This window comes from Zobellia sp. B3R18 (assembly GCF_018860715.1).
Taxonomy (GTDB): domain Bacteria; phylum Bacteroidota; class Bacteroidia; order Flavobacteriales; family Flavobacteriaceae; genus Zobellia; species Zobellia russellii.
On the sequence record NZ_JAHKQG010000006.1, the window covers coordinates 189,275 to 214,382 of the forward strand.

General features: G+C 37.8%; 24 protein-coding genes. 12 read left to right on the forward strand and 12 right to left on the reverse strand.

Translation table 11 applies throughout. The features are described 5' to 3' along the window. Positions 1-9 precede the first annotated feature (9 nt). From KO513_RS04470 to KO513_RS04485, 4 genes are all read right to left on the reverse strand, one after another. A complete protein-coding gene (locus tag KO513_RS04470) occupies positions 10-369 on the reverse strand; it encodes a CoA-binding protein (protein ID WP_215441021.1) in 360 nt (119 codons plus the stop codon). Positions 370-578: 209 nt separating this feature from the next. Continuing rightward, complete coding sequence (locus KO513_RS04475; RefSeq protein ID WP_215441023.1) at positions 579-1,586, reverse strand: 3-oxoacyl-ACP synthase III family protein; 1,008 nt, start codon at positions 1,584-1,586, stop codon at positions 579-581. A gap of 109 nt (positions 1,587-1,695) precedes the next feature. Next, positions 1,696-3,006 carry an ABC1 kinase family protein gene (locus tag KO513_RS04480; RefSeq protein ID WP_215912455.1) on the reverse strand — a complete coding sequence of 437 codons (1,311 nt, stop codon included), beginning with the start codon at positions 3,004-3,006 and terminating at the stop codon, positions 1,696-1,698. A gap of 38 nt (positions 3,007-3,044) precedes the next feature. Next, entirely contained in the window at positions 3,045-3,704 is a 660-nt protein-coding gene (locus KO513_RS04485; RefSeq protein ID WP_215912456.1) for a TetR family transcriptional regulator C-terminal domain-containing protein, read from the reverse strand. A gap of 427 nt (positions 3,705-4,131) precedes the next feature. On the opposite strand from KO513_RS04485, the gene htpG reads away from it, so the two are divergent. Together htpG and KO513_RS04495 are read left to right on the forward strand one after the other, a co-directional pair. Next, on the forward strand, positions 4,132-6,024 hold the full coding sequence (htpG, locus tag KO513_RS04490) for a molecular chaperone HtpG (protein ID WP_215912457.1): 1,893 nt from the start codon (positions 4,132-4,134) through the stop codon (positions 6,022-6,024). A 422-nt stretch (positions 6,025-6,446) separates the two neighbouring features. Then, complete coding sequence (locus KO513_RS04495) at positions 6,447-6,821, forward strand: hypothetical protein (RefSeq protein ID WP_215441031.1); 375 nt, start codon at positions 6,447-6,449, stop codon at positions 6,819-6,821. 52 nt (positions 6,822-6,873) lie between these two features. Here the strand turns inward: KO513_RS04495 and KO513_RS04500 are convergent, their stop codons facing one another. Continuing rightward, positions 6,874-7,683 (reverse strand): inositol oxygenase family protein, encoded by an 810-nt coding sequence (locus KO513_RS04500; protein WP_215441033.1) that lies wholly within the window; start codon positions 7,681-7,683, stop codon positions 6,874-6,876. A gap of 66 nt (positions 7,684-7,749) precedes the next feature. After that, positions 7,750-9,348, reverse strand: coding sequence for a solute:sodium symporter family transporter (locus KO513_RS04505; RefSeq protein ID WP_215912458.1), 1,599 nt, complete (start codon positions 9,346-9,348; stop codon positions 7,750-7,752). A 257-nt stretch (positions 9,349-9,605) separates the two neighbouring features. On the opposite strand from KO513_RS04505, the gene KO513_RS04510 reads away from it, so the two are divergent. Together KO513_RS04510 and KO513_RS04515 are read left to right on the forward strand one after the other, a co-directional pair. Next, complete coding sequence (locus KO513_RS04510; protein ID WP_215912459.1) at positions 9,606-10,247, forward strand: MOSC domain-containing protein; 642 nt, start codon at positions 9,606-9,608, stop codon at positions 10,245-10,247. Then, positions 10,244-10,603, forward strand: coding sequence for a DoxX family protein (locus KO513_RS04515; RefSeq protein WP_215912460.1), 360 nt, complete (start codon positions 10,244-10,246; stop codon positions 10,601-10,603). Before KO513_RS04510 ends, KO513_RS04515 begins: the two co-directional genes overlap by 4 nt. A 62-nt stretch (positions 10,604-10,665) precedes the next feature. On the opposite strand, the gene KO513_RS04520 is transcribed toward KO513_RS04515, so the two are convergent. Next, on the reverse strand, positions 10,666-11,250 hold the full coding sequence (locus KO513_RS04520; protein WP_215912461.1) for a hypothetical protein: 585 nt from the start codon (positions 11,248-11,250) through the stop codon (positions 10,666-10,668). A 214-nt stretch (positions 11,251-11,464) separates the two neighbouring features. On the opposite strand from KO513_RS04520, the gene KO513_RS04525 reads away from it, so the two are divergent. The 3 genes from KO513_RS04525 to KO513_RS04535 all read left to right on the forward strand — a co-directional run bounded on the left by KO513_RS04525 (position 11,465) and on the right by KO513_RS04535 (position 13,445). Beyond that, on the forward strand, positions 11,465-12,352 hold the full coding sequence (locus tag KO513_RS04525) for an AraC family transcriptional regulator (protein ID WP_215912462.1): 888 nt from the start codon (positions 11,465-11,467) through the stop codon (positions 12,350-12,352). Beyond that, positions 12,349-12,951 carry an alpha-ketoglutarate-dependent dioxygenase AlkB family protein gene (locus KO513_RS04530; protein WP_252735681.1) on the forward strand — a complete coding sequence of 201 codons (603 nt, stop codon included), beginning with the start codon at positions 12,349-12,351 and terminating at the stop codon, positions 12,949-12,951. The genes KO513_RS04525 and KO513_RS04530 overlap by 4 nt, the downstream gene beginning before the upstream one ends. Before the next feature lie 215 nt (positions 12,952-13,166). Further along, positions 13,167-13,445 carry a TIGR03643 family protein gene (locus KO513_RS04535; protein ID WP_215441039.1) on the forward strand — a complete coding sequence of 93 codons (279 nt, stop codon included), beginning with the start codon at positions 13,167-13,169 and terminating at the stop codon, positions 13,443-13,445. An 18-nt stretch (positions 13,446-13,463) separates the two neighbouring features. Here the strand turns inward: KO513_RS04535 and KO513_RS04540 are convergent, their stop codons facing one another. Beyond that, a complete protein-coding gene (locus tag KO513_RS04540) occupies positions 13,464-14,234 on the reverse strand; it encodes a S1/P1 nuclease (protein WP_215912463.1) in 771 nt (256 codons plus the stop codon). A gap of 106 nt (positions 14,235-14,340) precedes the next feature. Between KO513_RS04540 and KO513_RS04545 the strand changes: the two genes are divergently transcribed. The 4 genes from KO513_RS04545 (at position 14,341) to KO513_RS04560 (ending at position 20,416) form a co-directional block, all read left to right on the forward strand. Beyond that, positions 14,341-16,590: a penicillin-binding protein 1A gene (locus tag KO513_RS04545; RefSeq protein ID WP_215912464.1), complete on the forward strand. Its 2,250-nt coding sequence runs from the start codon at positions 14,341-14,343 to the stop codon at positions 16,588-16,590. A 33-nt stretch (positions 16,591-16,623) separates the two neighbouring features. After that, a complete protein-coding gene (locus KO513_RS04550; protein ID WP_215912465.1) occupies positions 16,624-17,427 on the forward strand; it encodes a Cof-type HAD-IIB family hydrolase in 804 nt (267 codons plus the stop codon). A 31-nt stretch (positions 17,428-17,458) separates the two neighbouring features. Next, the gene (locus tag KO513_RS04555) at positions 17,459-18,775 is read left to right on the forward strand and encodes a DUF819 family protein (protein WP_215912466.1); all 1,317 of its coding nucleotides are present in this window, start codon (positions 17,459-17,461) and stop codon (positions 18,773-18,775) included. A 114-nt stretch (positions 18,776-18,889) separates the two neighbouring features. Then, positions 18,890-20,416 carry a P-loop ATPase, Sll1717 family gene (locus KO513_RS04560; protein ID WP_215912467.1) on the forward strand — a complete coding sequence of 509 codons (1,527 nt, stop codon included), beginning with the start codon at positions 18,890-18,892 and terminating at the stop codon, positions 20,414-20,416. Positions 20,417-20,477: 61 nt separating this feature from the next. Here KO513_RS04560 and KO513_RS04565 read toward each other — a convergent pair whose 3' ends face one another. Genes KO513_RS04565 through rpiA form a run of 3 tightly spaced genes read right to left on the reverse strand, consistent with a single transcriptional unit; the run spans position 20,478 to position 23,742 of the window. Beyond that, on the reverse strand, positions 20,478-21,443 hold the full coding sequence (locus KO513_RS04565) for an aldo/keto reductase (protein ID WP_215912468.1): 966 nt from the start codon (positions 21,441-21,443) through the stop codon (positions 20,478-20,480). A gap of 10 nt (positions 21,444-21,453) precedes the next feature. Further along, complete coding sequence (locus KO513_RS04570; protein WP_215912469.1) at positions 21,454-23,022, reverse strand: protein adenylyltransferase SelO; 1,569 nt, start codon at positions 23,020-23,022, stop codon at positions 21,454-21,456. A 45-nt stretch (positions 23,023-23,067) separates the two neighbouring features. Next, positions 23,068-23,742 carry a ribose-5-phosphate isomerase RpiA gene (gene rpiA, locus KO513_RS04575; RefSeq protein WP_215912470.1) on the reverse strand — a complete coding sequence of 225 codons (675 nt, stop codon included), beginning with the start codon at positions 23,740-23,742 and terminating at the stop codon, positions 23,068-23,070. Positions 23,743-24,029: 287 nt separating this feature from the next. On the opposite strand from rpiA, the gene KO513_RS04580 reads away from it, so the two are divergent. Then, on the forward strand, positions 24,030-24,731 hold the full coding sequence (locus tag KO513_RS04580) for a DUF4369 domain-containing protein (protein ID WP_215912471.1): 702 nt from the start codon (positions 24,030-24,032) through the stop codon (positions 24,729-24,731). A 43-nt stretch (positions 24,732-24,774) separates the two neighbouring features. On the opposite strand, the gene KO513_RS04585 is transcribed toward KO513_RS04580, so the two are convergent. Next, positions 24,775-25,044, reverse strand: a complete 270-nt coding sequence (locus KO513_RS04585) for a hypothetical protein (protein WP_215441054.1) — start codon at positions 25,042-25,044, stop codon at positions 24,775-24,777. Positions 25,045-25,108: the final 64 nt, after the last annotated feature.

Genomic DNA, 25,108 nt, shown 5'->3' on the forward strand with positions numbered 1-25,108 from the left:
GTCGATCAATTAATATTGCCCTGTAGCCAATAAGACCAAGGTGCAAGCCACGACCGCTTCAATCCCTTTGGATTCCAGTAATTTGTAAAATTCAGGGTTTTCAGTGCCCGGATTAAATATTACACGTTTCGGATTTATTTGTAAGATTTTGTCGATATATTCAGGCTGACGTGCTGGACCTATATACAAAGTAACGGTATGAATGTTTTGAAATTCATTTAAATTGGTCTTTATTTGTATATCCCTGATTTTACCTTCGCGTAAACCGAATGCTTCAGTTTTGATGCTATGGTCTAAAAGCCGATTAACCGCTAGATTGCTATATCGATTCGTTTTTAGAGAAGCTCCGAATACAAGGGTATTTTTCATATGTTAAATATGATGTTAAAGTTCTTTAAGGATGTAACTTTTTAGTAAAATATACGTCTATTATAAAAGTCGTTCTAAAAAGTGTAAACTTTCAAAAAATATTGGTCGGTGATAAAGCTATATGTTTATAGTTAATGGTTAGTGTTTAGTATAGCAGAATCAACGACAGAAACCCCGATGGAGACATCGGGGTTTTGTGTTTTATAAGCTTACCATTTTATAATAGCACTACCCCAAGTAAAACCGCTACCGAACGCGGCAAGAACCACAAGGTCTCCTTCTTTTATCTTACCGCTTTCCCAAGCTTCCGTAAGCGCTATAGGGATAGACGCTGCAGTGGTATTACCGTATTTCATAATGTTGTTGAAAACCTGATCATCTCCTAAACCAAACTTTTTCTGTATAAACTGGGAAATTCTCAAGTTGGCCTGGTGCGGCACCAACATATTAATATCCGAAGGTGTTAAATCATTAGCTTTTAAACCCTCCATAATTACCTCACTAAAACGGACTACTGCATTTTTAAATACAAACTGCCCGTTCATGTATGGAAAGTAAGACTCGTCATTAGGGTCGTTCTCATCAATAATATCCGTAACCCAACGTTTGCCCATACCCGGAGCTATTAAGGACAACTCCTCAGCATGCTGGCCTTCACTGTGCAAATGTGTAGAAAGAACCCCTTTTGAGGTATCTTCTTCCCTACTTACAACCGCTGCTCCAGCTCCATCTCCGAATATTACGGACACAGATCTACCTCTGGTAGTCATATCAAGGCCATGGGAATGTAACTCAGAACCAATTACAAGAATATTCTTGTACATACCGCTTTTGATATACTGGTCTGCAACACTAAGCGCATATATAAAACCGGAACATTGGTTTCTTACGTCTAAGGCCCCAACCGTTTTTATCCCAAGATCTCTTTGTACTAAAACGCCCGGCCCAGGAAAATAGTAATCAGGACTTAGCGTAGCAAAGACGATAAAATCTATATCATCCTTATCTATGCCTGCACGTTCTATAGCTATTTTTGCAGCCTTTACGCCCATGGTTGTTGTAGTATCACCACCCTTTACGACATGTCTTCTTTCTTTGATACCCGTTCGTTCTTGGATCCATTCATCATTGGTATCCATTACCTTGGCCAAATCATCATTGGTCACTACGTTTTCGGGCACAAAGTATCCAAGTCCCGTAATTTTTGAATTATACATAGAAGGTTTTTTTTAATTTAAAAAGCTAAGGCTTTAAACCAGGGTGCAAATTAACCCGTAAATTTCTAAGATAAGCAAAATTAATAGGATGAATTTAACCTTATGCTATTTATTGAAGGTATTGCTTATAGCTATTTACATCAATTTTTGCCCTAAGGTCATGAAGTAAATTGTAGAGCCCAAAGAATGTCCGGTTCATGTATAGAAAGTGCTTAGACCCTCTGTTTCCGTTCATTTTACGAATCTGACTATCCTTGGAATAGCGTTCACTTAAATCTGCTATTTTCTCCCAGAAATCATTAGAACCAAAGTCAAAACTAGTTTCATGAAAAGGCGAAGTAAAAAGTGTGAGCATTTCTTTGAATAGCGCTTTAAAGAATTTGAGCTCTTCGGGCGAGTCGGTTTCCGTTAATATTTCCAACTCATACAGTTTCGCCATAAAAACTGCGTCGTTTTCAATATTTTCTTTTTGGGCCAATTCAAAATAAGGCACATAAAACTCGTTGGGTACCTCTTTAATACAGCCAAAATCTATGGCAATCAACGTATTTTGCTCACTTACCAAAAAATTTCCGGGATGAGGATCAGCATGAACCCTTCTTAGACCATGAATTTGGAACATATAAAAATCCCAAAGGGTCTGCCCCAATTTATTACCTATTTCCTGACTAAAATTTTTATTGGTGAATTCGCCCAGATGTTGGCCATACATCCAATCCATTGTAATAATTCGCTCACTTGAAAGCTCCTCATAATACTTGGGGAATTCTAAATTTTTAATCCCGGAACAACTTTTAGTAATACTAATGCTCTGCTCAATTTCTAAAAAATAATTGGTCTCTTCTATGAGTTTGTTTTCTACTTCTTTAAAATATTTATCAGAGTCTTTTCCTTGAAGATTAAACATCTTTATGGCAATGGGTTTCACCAATGCCAAATCACTGGAAATACTTTCCGCAACACCCGGGTATTGAATCTTTACCGCCAATTCCTTACCGTCTTTTGTTGCCTTATGCACTTGGCCTATACTAGCGGCATTTATACTATCTTTTTCAAAAGTATCGAACAGCTCCTCTGGATATTTGCCCAAATATTTCTTAAATGTTTTACGTACCAAGGGAGCAGAAAGAGGTGGTACGGAAAACTGTGAGAGCGAAAACTTGTCTACATACGCCTTTGGGAGTATATTTTTCTCCATACTAAGCATTTGAGCAACTTTTAGGGCACTACCCTTTAAGCTCTTAAGTCCGTCATAAATATCCTCCGCATTGTTTTCGTTCAGTTCGTTTTTATCCATTTCAGGATTCACCAACTTTTTACTGTAATATTTAACATAATTGCCCCCAATTTTAACACCTGTTTTAACCAGTTTTCCTGCCCTTTCTATTTTACCTGTAGGTATACTATCAATTGTTTTCATATCGTCTCTTTTGGAAAAGTGAGTATGTTATAAGTTGGCTAAGCAAATGTTTCCTTATAAAGAAACTTACCGAAGTCAAGAATGTTTTCAAGTGGGGTATTATCAAAAATATCAAACACGGTATGTATAGATTTCTCTATGGCTACATCGGTTTTTTCAAATCCGGGAGAAGTATCGTCCATCCAAAATTTTAGCAAGAATAAAAACTGCAACCATGCTCCTTTCGAAAACACTTGGGGATTATATTTGGTAATTTTAAGATTCTTGTTAGCATTGGCATCATTAATAAGTTCTGCCGCAAAAGATTTAACATGCTTGCGCAGCCCTTTTAGTTGTCCTAGATTTTTTAAAGGACTATTATGTTCTTTTAAAGCGAATAGAACATAACTACGGTTAAGGGTGAGCATTTCAAAAAATGTATAGAAAAAAGTAAGCATCTTATCCTTATTGGAAAAGTTATTATACGCTTCATTTTTGAGAATAAGAGCTTCTGTGTTTGTATAGAATTTGTTCCATATTTCCTTTTGCAAACTCTCTACAGAACCAAATAATCTATAAAAATCGGCCTCCGATAATTTATTTTGTTTACAAAATTTATAAATGGATTTAGGTACGCTCTCATGCTCTAGAACATAATCCATATACATAGAGATTATACTATCTTCCGTTACCTTACTTGCTTTAGATTTTGCCACCATTTTCCAACAATTTAGTTATATAAAATTACGCCTAAGAGCGCGCATTCGTTGTTAAGGGAATACCAATTTTATCACAAAAGACAAAAACGTGCCTTCAGATGAAAGCACGTTTTAAAAACAACCTAACCAATAAATGATTATAAACGTGATATTGATCGAAAATTTTCCCTTTCACAGCAATCTTCATCACATCTTCCTCAAAGATAATAAATGTTTAACTAAAATAAAAATTAATTAAACAAAATTACAAACCGCAACCATTCCGTCATACGAACGTGTCAGTTTGTCACAGTCTCTCTGTATGGTATTTTTTTTGACAAACAGCAAACAGGTGTACATCACCTATGTTTTTCTATGCCGAAGAATGAAAAAATAGTATTAAACAAAGTTCAAGCATTAGCGCGAACATTTCTAAAATTTATAATTTATGGCTACAGGTAAAATCAATGTTTCAGTAGAGAACATTTTTCCTCTGATTAAGAAATTTTTGTACAGTGACCACGAAATCTTTTTAAGAGAGCTTATTTCCAATGCAACGGATGCTACTTTAAAGCTAAAGCACCTTACTTCCATAGGCGAAGCCAAAGTTGAATATGGCAACCCTATGATCGAGGTAAAAGTAGATAAAGAAGGAAAAAAAATTCACGTGATTGACCAAGGTATCGGTATGACCGAAGACGAGGTTAAAAAGTATATTAACGAACTTGCCTTTTCCGGTGCGGAAGAATTCTTGAACAAGTATGAGGACGGAGCCAAAGAGTCCGGCATTATAGGTCATTTTGGTCTTGGTTTCTATTCTGCCTTTATGGTTGCAGATAAGGTACAGATCAGTACCAGAAGCTTTAAGGAAGATGCAGAACCGGTATTATGGAGCTGTGACGGCTCTCCAAATTTTACATTGGAACCAGGTGATCGCCAAGAACGCGGTACAGAGATTATTCTTCATATTGCCGAAGATTCGACTGAGTTTTTAGAAGACAACCGTATTAGCGAACTTCTGAACAAGTATAACAAGTTCATGCCAATTCCAATTAAATTTGGAATGAAAACAGAGACGCTTCCTAAGCCAGAAGATGCCAAAGAAGAAGATCCAGCACCTACTCAAGAAGTAGATAATATTATTAACAACCCTACCCCTGCCTGGACCAAACAACCGGCTGATTTAGAGGATCAAGATTACAAGAATTTCTACAGGGAACTGTATCCAATGCAGTTTGAGGAACCTTTGTTCCACATTCACCTGAACGTAGACTACCCGTTTAATCTTACCGGTATACTTTATTTTCCAAAGTTGACCAATGACCTTAACGTTCAAAAAGACCGCATTCAACTGTACCAAAACCAAGTTTTTGTAACGGATAATGTAGAAGGTATTGTTCCTGAATTTTTAACCATGTTGCGTGGTGTAATTGATTCTCCGGATATTCCTTTGAATGTTTCCAGATCATACCTACAGGCAGATGGTGCCGTAAAGAAAATTTCTTCTTACATCACAAGAAAGGTTGCAGATAAATTAAACTCACTGTTCAAGAACAGTAGAGAGGATTTTGAGCAAAAGTGGAACGATATTAAAATCGTTATTGAATACGGAATGCTAAGCGAAGATAAATTCTTTGACAAAGCAGACAAATTTGCACTCTACCCTACCGTAGACGGCAGCTACTTTACTTTTGAGGAGCTTCAGGACAAAATAAAGGAAAACCAAACGGATAAGGATGACAAACTTGTTATTCTTTATGCTTCCGACAAAGTTTCGCAGCATAGTTATATTGAAGCTGCAAAAGCTAAAGGTTATGAAGTTTTGCTGATGGATTCGCCAATCATTGGTCACTTAATGCAAAAACTGGAAACCTCTAAAGAGAAGATTTCTTTTGCCCGTGTAGATGCAGATCATTTGGATAACTTGATTAAAAAAGAGGACACTCAGATTTCTAAATTATCCGATGAGGAAAAGGAAACCCTTAAAAAGAATCTTGAAGAAGCCATTACGGACAAGAGCTATACCGTTCAACTAGAAGCCATGGATAGTGATGCCTCTCCGTTTATCATTACCGAGCCTGAATTTATGCGTCGTATGAAAGAGATGCAACAGACTGGAGGTGGTGGCGGTATGTTTGGTATGGGATCAATGCCTGACATGTATAACCTTATCGTAAATACAAATCACGAGCTGGTAGGTGAAATATTGAACACCAAAACCGCAAAAAAACGTGAACGATTAATTAGTCAATCTATTGACTTGGCCCGTCTTTCAAAAGGTCTGTTGAAAGGGGAAGAATTAACCAATTTTATAAAACGTAGCTACGAGATGGTGAAGTAGCACTTAATAAATAAACTTACAAAACGCCCAGTTGCATAACTTTGCAATTGGGCGTTTTTTCTTGTTAAAATTCATATCTTCCCGAAAAATTTCAAAAACCATGAAATAGTATGAGTTTCCCCTATGCATAGATTTTTTTGTAAACTACGCTCATTATTTATAATAGATTATAGCTAGAAATACTGCAGATATCTCCAAAATTTACACCTACTCTATAAATTCTTTAATCCAAAATAATGTTAGGAATCCAACACTAAATATCAAAATCAAACAAAAATAAATCACATTTTGTACTATTAATCTTTCTAAATTGTTAAATCTTAAGGAACTTTGGAGACAGAATTAATTTACACTAAATATAAGAAGAGCACACTATTCCGCCCAGGTTATTGCTCCGTTTATTGAAACTAAGCACATTTTGTATGGTATTTACAGAACTTAATCCCAAGGGTAATTTTGACAGTTGGGATAAAAAGAAACTAAAAGAAATAGAAGAAGAAAAATTTAGCGAAAATATTGGTGATACTCTTTTTGAAAATGAAGAACTAATTCTAACCGAAATAGTATTGAAACCTAAGGAACGGACTCCGTTTAGAAGGCATACTAATGACTATAGTTGCACCTGTTTTACGGACGGTCTTATGATTTCAAGAAATATTAACGGACAAATAGCCTTGCTGCGTTTGGAAGAAGGTGACCATTTTTATTGGGCCTGCAGTGGGGAAGAAATGGTTCACGATTTAGAAAATATTGGTGAAAACACTATAAACATCAAAATTCTTGCGGTAAAAAAATAAACGGCCGCTATACTTAATAGTAAGGGGCCGTTTGTAAATTTTAAGAGGGTTATTACCAATTTATAGGACCTTTACCCAAATATTTTTCTGCAATAGGCTGGTAATAATCCTTTACATCTTCTAAATCATATATCTTTTGCGACTTAGTATACAAATCGTACTTATTGAAATCTTTAATAAGTTCTAAATATTCTTTGTCACCTTCGTTCAACAACTCTTTGTAACTACCTCCCGTATGCCATGGGTAAAAGGAATGGTAACGTATCATTACCATAGCTTCTTTGGGCAGTTGGTTCTCTTTATGATTAGAGAGTACTTGAAACAGATACTCATCATGCCCCCATGCTAGGTTAAGATTGTCCATACCACAACCTTTTTCATAAATACCTGTAGGCGTATTATAACGGGAATCGGCCATATCCGGATTCAATTTATTAAACTCAGGATATACACAAGTATCCGGCAATTCGCAACCTACTACGAACACATCACCTACGGTTCCCCATTGCTCGTCCTGGCTGGTACCGTCCTCATCGCTTCCCCATAGGAACATCACCTTTCCTAGGTCATGAATAAGACCGGTAAGCTGCATCCAATCTGGGCGATTGTCTTCTCTAATAGCCTCCGCGCTTTGAATTAAATGCTGTACGTTGGGCAAATCCAAATCAGGATCGCTAACGTCTATCAATCTATTCAAATGTCCCATAGCCTCCCATAGGTCCATTGGTTTGTCATAGGTCAAATATTTCTTGTGCATACGTTGAACATAGTCTACCGTTTGCTTTGACCGCATTTTTCTATAATGCTCCTTAACGGCCGCCGACACATCTACAGCCTCATAATCCCTGAACGTTTTTTCCATCTTTAACAATTTAGCTTTAAACTACTTACTCCGACTATTAATCTACACCACGGCATTGGTTATGCTTTACACATTACCTAAAACAAGATATAAAATAATAGTAAATACCACTAGAAAGAGACTAAAGGGTTTGGCATACTTCCAAGGTTGAAGGTTTAATACCCCCGCATCTTTCATTATAAATTTTTCTTCTTTTTCTCCTAATGCGGAAACTAGGTGCATAATCAATATATTCAGCACGAATTCTATTCCCCAAATATGAATAAAATGAAGATTCACTTCAAAAATGTAATACATGGCCACGTAGAATACCAATCCAAACATAAGTCCGGCTTTCGCCCCAATAGCACTAACCTTAGGAAATAGAAAACCTGCAATAATTACACTGGCAATGGGTATAAAGAATATTCCGTTCAACTGTTGTAACAACTGGTAAAGTCCATCTGGCGCATTAGCTACAAAAGGCGCTATACCTATTGCCAAAACGGCCAAAATAGCAGAAGTACTCTTGCCAATGACCACCAATTTTTTTTCACTGGCATCTTTTTGTATGTATTTTTTAAAAACGTCTAAACTAAATACAGTGGCAGCACTGTTCAATGCACTATTAAAAGTACTTAAGATAGCTCCCATCATTACTGCGACAAAGAAACCAGTGAGCCACAGAGGTAAAACTTTTTTTACCAAAAGTGGATAAACGTTATCCGGATTGTCATAAAGACTTTCCCCAAAATAGTAAAAGCCGATAAGGCCCGGCAAAACAATTACCAAAGGCACCAATATCTTAAGTAAACCCGTATAAAGTAATCCCTTTTGGGCTTCTTTTAGACTTACCGCTCCCAAAACCCGTTGAATAATGGATTGGTGCATGGTCCAGAAATATATCTGATTGATCATAAGCCCCGTAAACAGCACTTCAAAAGGTAAAATTGCGGAACGTGCTCCCTCCCCTATTCCCGACTCCTTACTTACCACATTGAATTTCTCTGGGCTGTGCTTGAATACTGTTGCCATTCCTTCAAACAAATTGCCTTCGCCAATGCTTAGCAAAGCCAAAATAGGCACCAATAACCCTGCTACCAATAGGCCAAACCCGTTTATCGTATCTGTATAGGCCACCATTTTTAAGCCGCCAAAAATGGCATATACGGCACCAATACTACCTACGATCAAGATAGTTATCCATATACCTTCACTTTGGGTGACATTCAATAATTCGGAAATTTCAAAAATAGCTTCTATGTTTAAAGCACCTGTATAAAGCACAATAGGCAGCAGAGTGGCTACAAAAGAAATAATTAACAGGAGCGCCACAAAAGTACGGGTGAGACCGTCAAATCTTTTTTCCAGAAATTCTGGAATGGTAGTCAATCCCATTTTTAAATAGCGAGGGGCAAAATACAGGGCCGCAATGACCAAAGCCAAGGCAGATGTAACTTCCCATGCTACAATAATAGCTCCGTTTCGATATGCGGAACCGTTCATTCCCACCAAATGCTCAGTAGAAATATTGGTTAAGAGTAAAGAACCTGCTATTACAATTCCGGTTAAGGATCTACCTCCCAAGAAATAGCCGTCTTTGGTGTTCAATTTATCGCGTCTAAGCTTGTATGTTGCATAGAAAGCAACAAAACCGGTAAAGAGTAAAAAGGTCAATAACGCCATAAGAAGGTGCCCAGGGGGATTAAATTGCAAAAAATTACCTTAGATAAATATCAAATAAACACAAAAAAAACGAATAAATTACCATATTCACAAACATTTCGTGTGCGCAAACGAAATATTAAGACAAAATACACTCACTGATCACAAACATAGACTAATCTAGTAATGTACTAGCGCAAATAGATTACCCATCACAATTGTTTTTTAAACCGCAGTTATCATTCGTTAATTGCGGATGGTTTACTTATTTTTAATTCATGAAAATTATATCAACTAACATTGGTAGCCCAACTACCATTACCTGGAACGGTAAAGAAGAACTAACGGGCATTTTTAAATACCCGGTAGAAGCCCCCCTGTTTTTAGGAAAAACGGATGTAGCTAATGATACCGTAATTGACCGTAAATATCATGCAGGCGTGAACAAGGCCTGTTTTCTATTCTCCACGGAACATTATGAGTACTGGAAAAGCTTATACCCAAGTTTGGATTGGAACTGGGGTATGTTCGGAGAAAATCTTAGCGTTAGTAATTTTGATGAATCCGTTATACGTATAGGCGATATTTATAAGATAGGAAGTGCCTTGGTTCAAGTATCACAACCTAGAGAGCCTTGTTATAAGTTGGGTATCCGGTTTCAAAACCAAAGTATTTTAAAACAGTATATAGATTATGGGTTTCCAGGCACTTATGTACGCATCCTAGAAGAGGGTAAAGTAAAGGTAGGAGACGAATTACTGCTGGTGGAGCAATCTCAAAACGCGCTTACCGTTAAGGATTTTTATCAGTTATTATTTACCCGCCAAAAAGACCCGCAAATACTACAGTTGGCCTTGACCAATACTTCTTTGCCCGAGTATAAACGCGAACGTTTAAAGAAATTCCTTCCTAAATCATGAATTATCCATGGCACTTGTACGTAATGGGAATCGTTTACGTAATGGCAGGTATTATGCATTTTGTAAAACCAAAAGCCTATATGCGCATTATGCCCCGGTATCTACCCAACCACAAGCTATTGGTGCAACTTAGCGGTATTGCAGAAATTTTATTAGGTATAGGTGTTTGCATTCCTGCTACGAAGAACTATGCTATCTACGGAATTGTACTCATGCTAGCCGTGTTCTTACTGGTACATTTTTATATGCTATCCAGCAAAAAAGCTTCGGCCGGATTTCCCAAGTGGCTCTTAATAGCAAGATTGCCTTTACAACTGGTCTTGATGTATTGGGCCTATAGCTATCTATTACTATAAAAAAAGCCCCTAACGCTCTCAACAACATTAGGGGCAATTAACTCAACTCAACTTAAACTATCTTAGTTTACCGAAATCTCCTTGTAATAAGTTTCTTTGCTATCTCTTACTACAACGGTATACTCACCTTCGTAAGCTTTGGTAAAATCAAATGCTTTTTCAATAACCATTTCATTCTCTCTTTTTTCAGAGAAAACTAGTCTGTTACTACTATCGTAAACTTGAATATCTACGTCTTTGCTATCTAGGTTTAAAAGGTTTAAATAAACCATTCCATCTTTTTGTCTAAAGACCGGTTTACTGTTTTCTTTTTTGTCTATTACCTCTACATTGCTTCCGTTTACACTAATTGTATAGGAAATTGTAGTTAAATCATCTTCTGATTTAAAGAAATATAGACCATCTTTAAGTTTAGAAAGGTCAAACTTCTTGGCATAGTTTTCTTTTTCAACAGTTTCAAAGAATATAACGTTCTGCTCTGCATCCATAAACTTGATGGTTGTTCTTCCCGCATGGGCATCTAGTTCATAAACAAAGCTTTTTACATTTTCATTTGGTACAACACTAAGCTTGGGCTCGCTGGCGATACTAGCAGTTGTAGTCAATAACAAAGCGATCATTGCGGCGGTTCTTACTACTTTTCTCATATCGTTTTTTTTTATATCCCGCTGTTACACAGGGTAGGTTAATAATATGATACAAACATACTGCCGTTATCCTGCTCTCACTACTCCACAATTCGCCAATAAATGTGCTATTTTACCATTCCATATACAGCAATATTGCCCATAAGGTAATATTGAACATATTTTAGTTAATTTTGCAAAGAAAGAAGGAATTAGCCTTGTTTAATTTTGTATTATGAGCAAACCCCCGCTAACAAATCAGAAGCCCGCTTTTGAGGCCATAGAACCTAGTTTTGGGCATTCTTATACGTATCAAAGGTTTGATGCGACAAAGAATAATAAAAACACCGTATGGCATTACCATCCGGAAATAGAACTCGTTCACGTAAATGGCGGGTCTGGTAAAAGACAGATCGGAAGCCATGTTTCGTATTACTCAAAAGGAGACCTTATATTAATAGGTAGTAATTTACCCCATTGCGGTTTTACCAATACACTTACCGGTAATGAAAGCGAAACGGTCATTCAAATGAAATTGGATTTCTTGGGAAACGATTTTTTTAATATTCCCGAAATGAAAAAGATTCAATCGCTTTTTGAAATGGCAAAAGGTGGTATAGCCTTTTCCGGAAAGACCAAAAGAAAGATTGGAGAGAAAATGCAGATTCTGGAATACCAGACCCATTTTCAGCGTTTACTTTCCATATTGAATATTTTAAACGAATTGGGCAGCTCCAAAGAGTTTAAGATTCTTAATGCCGAAGGATTCTCTATGGAAACCGAAGTGAAGGACAATGATCGTATTAACGTAGTCTTTAACCACGTTAAGAACAACTTTAAGGAAGAAATAACATTGGATGAAATAAGTAACATGGTAAGTATGACCGTACCCTCTTTCTGTCGTTACTTTAAAAAGATTACCAATAAAACTTTTGTTCAGTTTGTAAATGAGTACCGTTTAGTGCATGCCTCCAAACTTTTGGCAGAACAACCTTTAAGTATTACCGAGGTGTGTTTTGAAAGCGGTTTCAACAACTTTTCTCACTTTAACAAACAGTTTAAGGCATTTACAGGTCAAAACCCATCTGAATACAGGAATGAGTTAAAAACGGTTCTTAAATGATAGATGGTCTGTTCCCGGACGAAATGAATTTGAACCTACCGGATAGTGATATTACCTATTATCCAAATTTTATAAAAAGGGCAACGGCCGATTCTTATTTTCAGTCGCTTAAAGAAGAAACCCCTTGGCAACAAGATAATATTACGGTATTCGGTAAGACCTATGCCCAACCAAGGCTAACGGCTTTATATGGTAATAACGGTAAGCCCTACTCCTATTCCAAGTTGGTAATGGCGCCCCATAAGTTTACACCTCAGCTTTTAGAAATAAAAAACAAAGTTGAAACATGTACTGGGGTAGTGTTTACTACTTGCTTACTCAACCTCTACAGGAACGGTCAGGATAGTAACGGGTGGCATGCAGATAATGAGAAGGAGTTGGGCAAGAACCCAATTATTGCATCGGTGACTTTAGGGCAAGAGCGTTTCTTTCACCTAAAACATAGAAAGGATAAAAACCTGAAACAAAAAATTCTATTACAACATGGTAGTCTTTTACTAATGAAAGGTGCTACACAAGAACATTGGCTGCATCAGGTTCCAAAAACGGCCAGAGTTATTAATGAGCGCATAAACCTGACGTTTAGAATTATTACATAAAAAAATCGGCCATTAAAAATAGCCGATTTTTTTTACCCTTTACTTATGAGAAGATCACTGCCTTTAGCCGCCGGGTGCCAACTAATGTCCTCGCAACCATCTACTCTAATATAACATAGACTTTTACTTAAAAATGTATTATGTCGTTAAGAAGCCAAAATTTTAGTTCTATTGAGTTCAAATATTAATTTGTCCTTAATTACTTTTGTTATGCTATGAGACAGACATTTACGGAAAGAGAATTAGACCGAATTATTGAAATGGCCTGGGAAGACCGCACTCCTTTTGATGCTATAACTTTTCAATTTGGCATATCGGAACAGGAAACTATTGAACTTATGAGATACCACCTTAAACCCAAAAGTTTTAGGATGTGGCGTAAACGAGTTCAGGGCAGAAATACCAAACATGCCAAGTTAAATAATACGGAAGACCATAGGTTCAAGAGTACACGGCAGCGCCATATATCTATGAACAAAATTTCCAAACGGTAAACTATTTCGTTTTTAAATCTAAAAAAGTTCGTTCAGGACCTTGGCCAAACGCAACCCTCCTTTTTGTAGTTGGGTTTCAACCGTGCCCCACCATTCGTAACTGTAACGGTAATATAGCTTCTCTCCTACTTCAACGGAATCATAAAGTTTATCTGCAATTTCTTGAGATTCCTCTACCCAATCATAAATTGTACCTTGTTGAATAAATTTTACTTGTTCTTTTGAAAGTTGGGGTAAACTAGAAGCCAACTCGGTATAGCTCATACCATAATCATTTATCATATTGGAGTCCCAAACTCTATGCAGGTTAGTTCCGGTATTGAACCATTGCAACTGAATATCGTTGCCTCCCTTATCCTCATAACGTCCTACATGCATGGGTTGGTGTAGGTCTCCTATTAAATGTACCAGCATTTTCAGATAAAAAACCTTATCCTCTTTTTTGCTGTTATCGTCTTTGATAATTTCAATACATTTATTGATACCCATTATAAGATCTCCGTGCTCACTGGGCTCTATATCTGAGTAATTTTTTCCTTGGGGAATATTTACATAATGCCAAGCGCTAAATTCTTTATAGGCCCTGTCGGCTTTTATATCATCTGCAAACGTAGATACATAAGCAAGACTCTCTCCGTTCAACAACTTTTTAAGTGCCTTTCTGGTTTTTTTTGAAAGGTGATGTTGAGCCACTTCGCCCACGGTGCGGTGTCCGGTTTTTGACCACTCACCATCATTTGCGTTAGAAAGTGTTGTTATTAAGAACAGAAAGAATACTATTTTTCGCATGAAATTTATTTAGCCGCAAAAGTAGAAAATTGAAGTTAAATCTATTGTTAAGAAACCCTAGGGTTTCATTTTTTAATTTGATATTGCACACCTAAAATTCACGGATTTGATCTTAAAAAAAATAAAGTCTCCAATATTAAGATATACCCTGCTAGCCCTAATAGCACTCATAGTTTTCTCCTTTCTGTTTATAAAAAGTATTTACTGGGGAGCTTGGGGTAAATTACCGGGCAAGGAAGAACTTTCGGATTTTCAATACCAAAGGGCTTCGGAAGTATACACGGCAGATAGCGTCCTTATTGGTAAATTTTATTTGTACGACAGGCAGCCCATAGCTTTTGAGGCTATTCCCAAAAATGTACTTAACGCATTGGTAGCCATTGAAGATGAACGTTTTTATGAGCATAACGGCATAGACTATAAAAGTTTGGGGCGTGTAGCTGTAAAGACCATACTTATGCAAGACCAATCTGCCGGTGGGGGCAGTACCCTATCCCAACAGCTTGCTAAGAATTTATATCCCCGGAGGGATAGAAAAAGAGCCAATATCGTAGTGGATAAAATAAAGGAAATGTTCATTGCTTCCCGACTAGAGGACATTTACTCCAAAGATGAAATCCTTACGCATTACCTGAATACCGTTTCTTTTGGCGACAATACTTTTGGAATAGAAAGTGCTTCCCTTAAATTTTTTAATAAACAAGCAAAAGATTTAACGGTAGAAGAAGGAGCGGTTTTAGTGGGCATGCTCAAGGCCACTTATGGCTATAACCCTCGTATTTTTCCCGAGAGAAGTTTAACCAGAAGAAACCTGGTACTTCTGGCCATGTCCAATAACGATTATATTTCCGCGGAGCAAAAAGACAGCATTATCGACCTCCCCTTAAAACTGGACTATCGTGATTTTGACAGCAATGCCGGACTTGCGCCCTATTTTAGGGAAGAAGTAAGAAAACAACTGTTGAAATGGAATGACAAGCAAAAAGAGGAAGGTAATGAATATAATATCTACACTTCCGGCCTAAAAGTGTATACCACTTTAGATTACAATATGCAGTTCTGGGCGGAAGAAGCCATGCGTGAGCATATGACCGCATTACAAAGTAGTTTTGAAAAAAGCTATGGAAAAAATGCCCCATGGAGCGCCAATAAGAAGCTGATAGAAAAGGTCGTTAAAAACTCGGATGTTTACCGAAAATTGAAGAAACAAGGGTTGGAGCATGACAAAATCATGGACTCCCTAAGCATAAAAAAGGAATTGGTCTTAACGGATTGGGAGGGAGAAAAGACCGTTCAGGGCAGTTCTATTGATAGTATCACGCATTATATGAAATTCTTGAACACCGGTTCTTTGGCATTAGACCCTAAAACGGGCGCCGTTAAAACATGGATCGGTGGTGTAGATTTTGAGCATTTTAAATATGACCATGTAGCGCAAAGTAAACGCCAAGTGGGTTCTACCTTTAAACCTATTGTCTACACAACGGCATTAGAAACCGGCACTTTGCCCTGCACCTATTTTTCTGCGGAAGAAGTAGCGTACGAAAATTTAAAAGGCTGGTCTCCCAGTAATTCCGGAAAGAAAGATGAGGCTTACCTCAACTATTCCATGGAAGAAGCTTTAAGTCATTCTGTAAATACCGTAGCGGTAAAAGTTTTGGAAAAAGCGGGTATCAACAATGTGCTCACTATGGCCAAAAATATGGGTATTTTCTCCAAACTACCTGCGCAACCCTCTTTGGCCTTAGGTACCGGAGAAATATATTTAAATGAACTAGCGGGTGCTTATGCCAGTTATGTAAACGATGGAAAAGCTGTTTTACCTTATCTCATTGAAAAAATTACGGATAGAAAAGATTCCCTTTTAACCGAATTTAAGCCAAAAAGAGCTCGTGAAACCGCTTTTTCGGAAGAAACGAGGCAAATTATGGTAGAAATGATGAAAGGTACAATTGATAAGGGTACGGCCTCTAGAATCCGCTCTACTTATAAATTGAACAATGCCATTGCCGGAAAAACCGGAACCACGCAAAATAATAAGGATGCATGGTTCGTAGCCATTATGCCAAAATTGGTGCATGTAACGTGGGTGGGACTGGACAATCATGAGATAGGCTTCAGAAGCACCAGTTTAGGGCAAGGCGCTAACGCAGCTCTTCCTATCTTTGCCAAATGGATGCAGGAAATGAACAAGCATCCCTACTATAATGAAATTACAAAGGCGCAGTTTAAACGGCCCAACCCAGCAACTTTAGAGATGTTGGACTGTGAACCGGTAAAACGGGACGGGTTTTTTAAGCGTTTGTTCAAAAACCCGGACAAAAAGAAAACCAAAAAGTTCAGACAAGGAAATTGAGACCAAACCTAACAAACTTTAAAACCAAACGACTTGAATTACAAAATACTCTGTTCAGATTTAGATGGTACTTTATTGACCACAAAAAGTGATGTTTCCGAATTTACGATAGCAGAAATCAATCGAATTAAATCACAGGTAAAAATAATTTTGGTGTCTGCGCGTATGCCAAGTGCTATGACGTATTTACAAAAAGACCTGGCCATTGAGGAGCAACCTATCATCTGCTATAATGGCGCCTTGGTGCTGGATGGCGATAAAGAACTTTCCTCCGTACATATTAGTACGGACCATCTTGATGAAATATATCATTTAGCCGAAGTAAACGATACCAAACTCGGTTTATATTACAACAATGAGTGGTATGTTGAAGAAGATTCTGAACGTGTTCAAAAAGAAATAAAATATACCAAGACCACTCCGGTCTTTAGACCTACCTCCGAAACGCTTTTGGACTGGGAAAAACGCAATATTGGTGCCCATAAGATAATGCTAATGAGCACAAAAGAGGATGCCGATAACCTCTACCCTGTTCTTGAAAAAAAACTGGGAGAACACCTAAACCTGTACCGCTCAAATGATACGCTCATTGAAGTTGCGCCAAAATCCGTTTCAAAATTATCTGCCATAAAATCTTTGTTACAAGAAGATGAATCACTAGAACATGTTATTTCTTTTGGTGATAATTACAATGATATTGAAATGCTGCAAAGCAGCGGTTGTGGTGTTGCTGTGGGTAATGCTAGAGAAGAAGTAAAAGCCATTGCCAATGCCGTTACCCTACCCAATACAGAAAATGGCGTAGCAGACTATATTAAAAAGCATCTGGTAATTTGATTATATTTGAGGAAAAGCACCCACAAATCATATGACCGAACCTTTATTACCTGCCCCGTTAATAACCGATGATACCGTTGTTTTTGGACTATTAGCCCTCTGTCTAGGCTTTATTTTTTATGGCTCTTCCCAAAAGACCGGTTTTTGGAGCAAATTCTACGGTATAGTACCAGGGGTGCTTATGTGTTACCTATTGCCAGGTATATTGGCATCTACAGGTATTGTTGCCGAAAAATGGGAAACCTTGAGCGATACCGGTGAAGTTATCACCCATACTTCCAGTCTGTATTATGTTGCCAGTAGGTATTTACTGCCTGCAGCACTGGTGCTTATGACATTAAGTATAGATTTAAAGGCGATTATGAGCTTAGGGTCCAAGGCACTTATCATGTTCCTAACAGGTAGTGTTGGTATTATTATTGGCGGACCTATTGCTATTTTAGTTGTTTCTATCTTTTCTCCCGATACCGTAGGGGGAAACGATTTTGATGCTATTTGGAGAGGGCTTTCTACTATTGCCGGTAGTTGGATCGGTGGCGGTGCCAACCAAGCGGCCATGTACGAAATCTTTAAATACAATCCTGAAAAATACGGCGCCATGGTGCTGGTAGACATTGTTGTGGCCAATATCTGGATGGCTGTTATTCTACTAGGCGTAGGCCGCACCAAACAAATTGACAAATGGCTTAAAGCCGATACTTCCGCTATTGAAACTTTAAAGGTCAAGGTTACCGCTTTCGCCGAAAAAATAACCCGTGTACCTACCTTAAAAGACTATATGATGATGCTTTGCTTTGCGTTTACCGCAACTGGCATTGCACATTTCTTTGGTAATCATATTAGCGATATGCTGACCAGTTCGTTTGAAAGTGTTCGTGATCAAAAAAGCTTTCTCTCTTTCTTGGGATCCAGTTTCTTTTGGATGGTGGTCATTGCCACAGCGGCAGGTATAGCCTTATCTTTTACCAAAGCTAAAAACTATGAAGGTGCCGGTGCCAGTAAAATAGGCGGTATGATCATTTATCTACTTGTGGCCACTATTGGTATGAAAATGGATTTGGGTAAAGTACTCGAAAACCCGGGATTGATTGCCATTGGCCTTGTCTGGATTTCTATTCATGCGGGACTATTGATTCTTGTAGCAAAACTGATAAAAGCACCCTTCTTTTTCTTGGCCGTGGGAAGTCAGGCCAATGTAGGCGGTGCAGCTTCGGCCCCAGTTGTAGCTGCGGAATTTCACCCATCGTTGACTTCCGTTGGGGTACTTCTAGCTGTTTTTGGTTATGTAGTGGGTACGGGCGGTGCACTGCTATGTGCCTACTTGATGGAAGTTGCTTCGGCACTGTAAATAGGAACAGAAATTTAATACCTATGATAATTAAATATCAGCATCTTTGTCTATGAATTCTAATATGGTATTTTTATAAATACGAAAAAGCTGGACAAAGCTAATTATTAAGCAATGACCAAAACAGAATACATCCAAAGTTTAGGATTGAATGAAAACCCTTTTCAGTATACAAATGCTGACAAGGAAAGTGGTTTAATCGAACAGTATTTCATCTATCCTGATTATTTTGAAGATGTCTGGGGAGACCCTGAGTCACCAGTTTCTAACATAATATATGCACCTAGAGGAGGTGGTAAAACTGCTCAACGTTTAATGATTGAAAAAAGAGCTAAAAACCACGACAACGTCCTCACCATAAGTTACACTGACCACGATTTATCAGAGTTTACTTCAGCCGATGAAATAGGTATATCTTATCACCTTAGTTATTTGAATAGATTATTATTGCTTTCTTTTTTTGACCGTCTTGACTCAATAAAAGACTTTGACTATATCTATGAATTTGACTATTCCGAAAGACAGTTTATTTATAAGCTGTGTAGAATTTATTTGTTTAAAACGCCCGCATCATTTCCCAAACAAGCAATCAATTCGTTAAAAACTATTGAAGATAGATTTGTTGATTTATGGAAAAGATTCAAAGAACCTATTTCTGATGTAATAAAAGTGATTAGCAAATCAAAAGGTGCTGAAATAGACATCTCAAAAATTAAACTAGATAAAAAGTTAAAACTTTCTCATAAAGATAATTTCATCAATCTAAAAGAATTCCTAAAACGACTTGGAATATCAACTATTTATATTTTAGTTGATAAAGTTGACGAACAAAGCTTAACGGGTAATGACCCTAAGGCCAGTTACCAATTCATTTCCGAATTAATAAAAGATTTAGAATTATTAGAAACAAATGGTATTGGATTCAAATTTTTTCTTTGGGACGCTCTAAAACCTTATTGTGAAAAGGAGGCTAGACCTGACCGTATATTTCCATTCACATTGAATTGGGAATTTAAACAAATTCAAACAATGCTCAATAAAAGATTAAGCGCTTTTAGCTCCGAAAGAATAATGGATGCTGGTTCATTGTTCGAAGATAAAAGAGGATTAGGTAGAACTATTTTATTTTCTGAGTTTTCACCTAGAGATTGTATAAGAATTTGCAATCGAATTTTATCTGAACAACTAAAGAAAAATGCAAAATCCAAAAAGTTTACAATGGAAGTTGTAAACAATTCAATTGATTTATTTTGTGTAGAAAAAGTTAATGAATTCCTCCAAAATCGTAATAACAAAAATCACCTTGCAAAAGTAAATTGTATTTCTTTCTCAATAGAACAACTAGTTGTAAATAAGGTTGCCGCAGATGCGCCTGCCATAAGAAATATTATTCAACCATGGTCTACCACAAGTCTCATAAAAAAAATTGGCACCATCAAACGAAAAAATAAAAAAGCTGTTAACGAATATGCATTTACCGATATTCGAGCGGGTAGATTCGCTTGTAAAGCTATATTGATGGATGAATTCACTAATAACAAGGTTAGACGATGTAAATCTGAAGTATGCAAGTCCATTTCATACAGAGATTTCGATAAAGGAAACTACAACTGTCTTGAATGTGGCACAGAGTTAAATTGAATTAAATAAGATTTTGTTCATACGAATAACTTAAGCATGAACGCGAAACTACAATAGAAACTCAATCCCAACTCAACTGACTACGCTCTTCCCAGTAGGCTTTGGAGTTTACTTTTTCCTTGGTAAGCGCTGCTAATTCTTCCTCATATAAAGTGAAGGAATTCGCCTTTAAATTTTGTTCCAGCTGATGTATATCCGCAGCACCGCTCAGCACATAGTCCGGTTGTACCTTGTCCATTACATACCGTAATGCAATAGCATCTACACCTACTTTATACTTTTCAGCCAAAGTCTTCAATTTGGTATACAAAGATTGATACTGAGGATATTTTTCATTTTCAAATATGCGGCCATTGGCCAAGGCTTCTTTAACTAACAATTTTTTATCCTGTAATTTTATATCACGAAAAACTGGCAAAACGGCTTGTTCCAACATATTAAAAGTAACCTGAAAACTATCAAAAACCACCTCGCCATCAATTCGTATTTGGAGAGCATTTTCTATAACCTCCTTTTGATTAGGCCCACTTGTAGAAATCCCAATGGTAAGTCCGGTCGTTCTTTTTATCTCCAGTAGTTTTTCCAATACGGGTTTATTCTGTAGCACGCCGCTTTCAAATGTTGCAGAATGAATTTGGTAGTACTCCAAAAAAGGAAGAAGCCCCTTAGAGAACTCCCATTGCTCCGTGAGCTTTTCCAGGGAGTGTTCTTTTACTTCATGCGGACCATCATAACCCAATTGCCAATTGGCCACATAGGTATAGCCCCATTTGGTACCCACTACTACATCTGTATGTGCCCGGTTATCCTGCCAATCTTTTAGAAATTCCTCACCTTTTCCATAAGACGGGGCGGTATCAAAATATCGCACCCCTTTCTCATAAGCGGCATCCAACACCTTAAAAGCATTGGCCCTGAAAGCAACTAAGGACTTATCCCTATTGCCATCATCTATGTTTATATATTCCGGACGACCCAAAGCGGCCATACCGAGTCCAATTTTTGTTTTAGACGGATTCTCTGTCATACATTTAGTTTTACGAACTGCAGGATAACATGGAACAACCTACTTTGTTACGTGCCCAATCCGGACGTTTGGCAAACCATTTTTCATACTCCGGTTGCTCATCGTACGGCTTCTTCAACAAAACAAACAGCTCATCAATTAAAGCATAATCTCCCTTATCCGCATCATCAATCGCCAATTGTGCCATATAATTGCGTAGCACATATTTGGGGTTTACCGCATTCATTTTTTCTTTCCTTTCGGCATCTGAGAGCATTTCTTTTATCAATCTATTCTGGTAAGCCGTAAACCAAAGTGTCCATTTATCCAGAACTGCACCTTCTACCTCATCAGGCGTATAAAAGGCTTCACCAATGGTTTTCAAGAAAGAATCTACATTACCCGCATCCTTTTTAATATCGGCTAAATTCCGAAAGAACAACGTCATGTCGGTTTCGGTAAGCTGAAGGTTTTCTTCCAAATCGTTCAGCAATTGTTGGTCCAAATCATCCTTTTCAAAAAGCCCTATTTTAGACTTCATCATATCTAAATACTTTTCCTCAAACTTGTTTTTAAAACCCTCTAGGACATTCTCCAAAGGTGCTGCCTCATCAATTAAAGGATATAACGCATTTGCCAATTGGTATAGATTCCACAACCCAATATTAGGTTGATTCCCGTACCGGTATCTACTATGCTGGCGGTCTGTGGTATTTGGTGTCCAACCATGGTCGTAACCTTCCAACCAGCCATAAGGGCCATAATCTATGGTCAAACCAAGAATGGAAAGATTATCCGTATTCATAACGCCGTGAACAAAACCTACCCTTTGCCAATGTACCAACATATCTAAAGTAGCATCTGCCACAGCCTGAAAAAACTGTACATAAACCGCCTTGGAAGGCGCTCCCAATTCCGGAAAAAAGTGTTTTATAGTATAGTCCACCAATGTTCTCATGGTAGCGATATCTTCACGTGCGGCAAAAATCTGATAGTTGCCAAAACGAAGAAAAGAAGGGGCAACACGACAAACAATAGCTCCTTTCTCATAGGCGGCATTACCATTGTAAAGCACATCCCGAAGCACTTGGTCTCCGGACAACGCCAAGGACAAAGCTCGTGTAGTAGGTACGCCCAAATGGTACATGGCCTCACTACACAGATATTCCCGAATAGAAGAGCGCAAAACCGCCAGCCCGTCCGCCGTTCTGGAATAAGGGGTTTCACCCGCTCCTTTTAGCTGCAGTGCCCAATGCTTCCCGTTATGTTCTATTTCCGTAAGGTTAATGGCCCTACCATCACCCAATTGCCCGGCCCAATTACCAAATTGGTGCCCGCCATAGCACATGGAATAGGGTGTAGTTCCTTCAAGGACTTTATTACCGGTAAAGATGTTCAAGAATTCTTCGGTTTGAGTGTCTTCTACAGAAATACCGAGTTCGTTCGCCATTTCCGGTGAAACATGAATCAGGCTTGGGTTAGTCGTTTGTTTGGGAGTAGCATATGAAAAACAAGCTTTTTCTACCTGTCTTCTGCTATTCTCCATAATGGGATCAGCCGGTAATTCCTTATTGAACGTCTCTTGTATATTGAATTTCATCTGTTTCATTTTTCCATTGCCCATAACTTCCGAGAGGGCAAAAAGCTACTTTTTTAAAGTGACCACCTTATTTCCCAGGCCCATAAGAACTATATCCGTAGAAGAAAGGAAAAGTCCCGTCTCCACTACCCCGGGAATTTGAATGAGCACATCGTTCAACGCTTTTAAATCATCCTTCTGAAAAATATCGATATCTAAAATACAGTTGTTTTCATCTGTTTTGTACACCTCATTATTTTTCATGCGTAACCGAGGGTTCAAATCCATTGTGCTCAATTCTGAAATGATAGTTTCCGTTGCAAAAGGAATGGTCTCTACGGGCAACTTAAATTTTCCTAAACGTTCAACTTGTTTGCCCGAATCCGCTATGATGATGTTGAATCTTGAATTATGGGCCAATATTTTTTCTCGGAGCAATGCACCTCCCCCACCTTTTATCAACTGAAATTTGGAATCAAACTCATCGGCACCGTCTATGTTGATATCCATGGTACCCGCTTCATCCAAAGAAAGCAGTGATATGCCTGCCTGTTTGGCCAGTCTGGCCGTAGCATCGGATGACGGCACACCTTTCATAATCAGTCCGCCTGCAATCCGCTTGCCTAATTCCGCAATCATAAAAGCCGCCGTAGATCCAGACCCTAAGCCCACGATCATTCCGTTCTTTACATAATCCGCGGAAGCAATGGCCGCAATCCATTTTTCATTTTCAGCATTCATATATTCTTCCGTATTAAAAAATTAATGATTGAGAAGATATTGAATTATTTATAAAATCATAGCCCTTATTGGTCGTAATTTTAGCTATATTCTTTCTTCTCATCCAAACAAAAATACTGCACATTTATGAACTGCTCATCAATTTTAAAAATAGCTTCTTGAGTAAACTACCCAAAGGTTAAACCACTAGACCTATTTAAAGAACAACCCGTACCCGAAAGCATTTAAATACCGATTAATGAGTAAACCAAAAAAAATATAGATATTTGCGCCACCAAAAACTGAACATGAAAAACATATTTCTTTTAAGTGCAATTTCTTTACTGTTGCTATCATGTGGAGGCAGCACAAAAAACACCATGACCGTAACCGGGAACGTAAAGGGACTAAAAAAAGGTACGCTTTACTTACAACACGTACCGGATAGCGTTCTGACTACTATAGATTCTTTACAAATAGAAGGCGATGGTAATTTTACGTTTACAACTGAGCTAGAAAGTCCAGAGATTTTCTATCTCTATTTAAATAAAAAGGACGCCAATGAAGTAAACGACCGTATCACCTTTTTTGGAGAGCCTGGTACAATTACGATCAACACGTCTTGGAACACTTTTGATACCAATGCTAAAATTGCGGGTTCTGAAAGCCAGATAAAACTGGAAGAGTACAGAAAAACCATGTCTCGCTTTAACATGAAAACCTTAGAGATCATTCAATTGGCCAACGACCCTAAAAACGTTTTGGATTCATTGCAATTGGATTCCATTCAGAAGCTTAGCGACCGTAATCTTCAGCGCGGTTATGCTTTTTCCTTAAACTACGCGCTTAACAACAAGAACTCTTACATAGCGCCTTATATAGCTTTGACCGAAGTTCCCGATGCCAACGTAAAATATCTTGATTCTATTTATAATGTACTAACGCCCGAAGTCTCGGAATCTAAATACGGTAAACAATTAAAAACGTATCTAGAAAAGATCAAAAAGTAAAAAAGCCCGCAATAGCGGGCTTTTTATTTAATTCTTGTTAGGTCTAACCTAGTTTGTTCACTTTTTCAACAAGGCCTGTTGCCTTTGTTTCCAATTCTTGGCGAACAGCATTTAGGTGCTTCTTTCTATTCTCAACACCTCTTTGGTTCACTTTCTGAATAAGGTCATCAAAAGTCTCAATAGCTTCATCAATAACCTTTGCTCCTTCTTTAGATTCTTGGTTAGCATTGGCAGCTTCTACAATGTATACCGCTTCTATGATGTCTCCCAAGACATTATTAATATCCTTCTTTAATTCTTTTACACTTGCCATTATCAATAAATTTTACGCAAAAATACGCTATTTATACTCAATTTGAACAAAATATATAGAGTGA

Coding starts and splice junctions, on each gene's coding strand:
- KO513_RS04565 (WP_215912468.1), bottom strand. CDS start 21,443: ATGACAGAGAATCCGTCTAAAACAAAAATTGGACTCGGTATGGCCGCT.
- KO513_RS04470 (WP_215441021.1), bottom strand. CDS start 369: ATGAAAAATACCCTTGTATTCGGAGCTTCTCTAAAAACGAATCGATAT.
- KO513_RS04505 (WP_215912458.1), bottom strand. CDS start 9,348: ATGGCGTTATTGACCTTTTTACTCTTTACCGGTTTTGTTGCTTTCTAT.
- KO513_RS04555 (WP_215912466.1), top strand. CDS start 17,459: ATGACCGAACCTTTATTACCTGCCCCGTTAATAACCGATGATACCGTT.
- KO513_RS04525 (WP_215912462.1), top strand. CDS start 11,465: ATGAGCAAACCCCCGCTAACAAATCAGAAGCCCGCTTTTGAGGCCATA.
- KO513_RS04500 (WP_215441033.1), bottom strand. CDS start 7,683: ATGGAAAAAACGTTCAGGGATTATGAGGCTGTAGATGTGTCGGCGGCC.
- KO513_RS04515 (WP_215912460.1), top strand. CDS start 10,244: ATGAATTATCCATGGCACTTGTACGTAATGGGAATCGTTTACGTAATG.
- KO513_RS04510 (WP_215912459.1), top strand. CDS start 9,606: ATGAAAATTATATCAACTAACATTGGTAGCCCAACTACCATTACCTGG.
- rpiA (WP_215912470.1), bottom strand. CDS start 23,742: ATGAATGCTGAAAATGAAAAATGGATTGCGGCCATTGCTTCCGCGGAT.
- KO513_RS04530 (WP_252735681.1), top strand. CDS start 12,349: ATGATAGATGGTCTGTTCCCGGACGAAATGAATTTGAACCTACCGGAT.
- KO513_RS04580 (WP_215912471.1), top strand. CDS start 24,030: ATGAAAAACATATTTCTTTTAAGTGCAATTTCTTTACTGTTGCTATCA.
- KO513_RS04495 (WP_215441031.1), top strand. CDS start 6,447: ATGGTATTTACAGAACTTAATCCCAAGGGTAATTTTGACAGTTGGGAT.
- KO513_RS04480 (WP_215912455.1), bottom strand. CDS start 3,006: ATGAAAACAATTGATAGTATACCTACAGGTAAAATAGAAAGGGCAGGA.
- htpG (WP_215912457.1), top strand. CDS start 4,132: ATGGCTACAGGTAAAATCAATGTTTCAGTAGAGAACATTTTTCCTCTG.
- KO513_RS04475 (WP_215441023.1), bottom strand. CDS start 1,586: ATGTATAATTCAAAAATTACGGGACTTGGATACTTTGTGCCCGAAAAC.
- KO513_RS04560 (WP_215912467.1), top strand. CDS start 18,890: ATGACCAAAACAGAATACATCCAAAGTTTAGGATTGAATGAAAACCCT.
- KO513_RS04570 (WP_215912469.1), bottom strand. CDS start 23,022: ATGAAATTCAATATACAAGAGACGTTCAATAAGGAATTACCGGCTGAT.
- KO513_RS04585 (WP_215441054.1), bottom strand. CDS start 25,044: ATGGCAAGTGTAAAAGAATTAAAGAAGGATATTAATAATGTCTTGGGA.
- KO513_RS04535 (WP_215441039.1), top strand. CDS start 13,167: ATGAGACAGACATTTACGGAAAGAGAATTAGACCGAATTATTGAAATG.
- KO513_RS04485 (WP_215912456.1), bottom strand. CDS start 3,704: ATGGTGGCAAAATCTAAAGCAAGTAAGGTAACGGAAGATAGTATAATC.
- KO513_RS04520 (WP_215912461.1), bottom strand. CDS start 11,250: ATGAGAAAAGTAGTAAGAACCGCCGCAATGATCGCTTTGTTATTGACT.
- KO513_RS04540 (WP_215912463.1), bottom strand. CDS start 14,234: ATGCGAAAAATAGTATTCTTTCTGTTCTTAATAACAACACTTTCTAAC.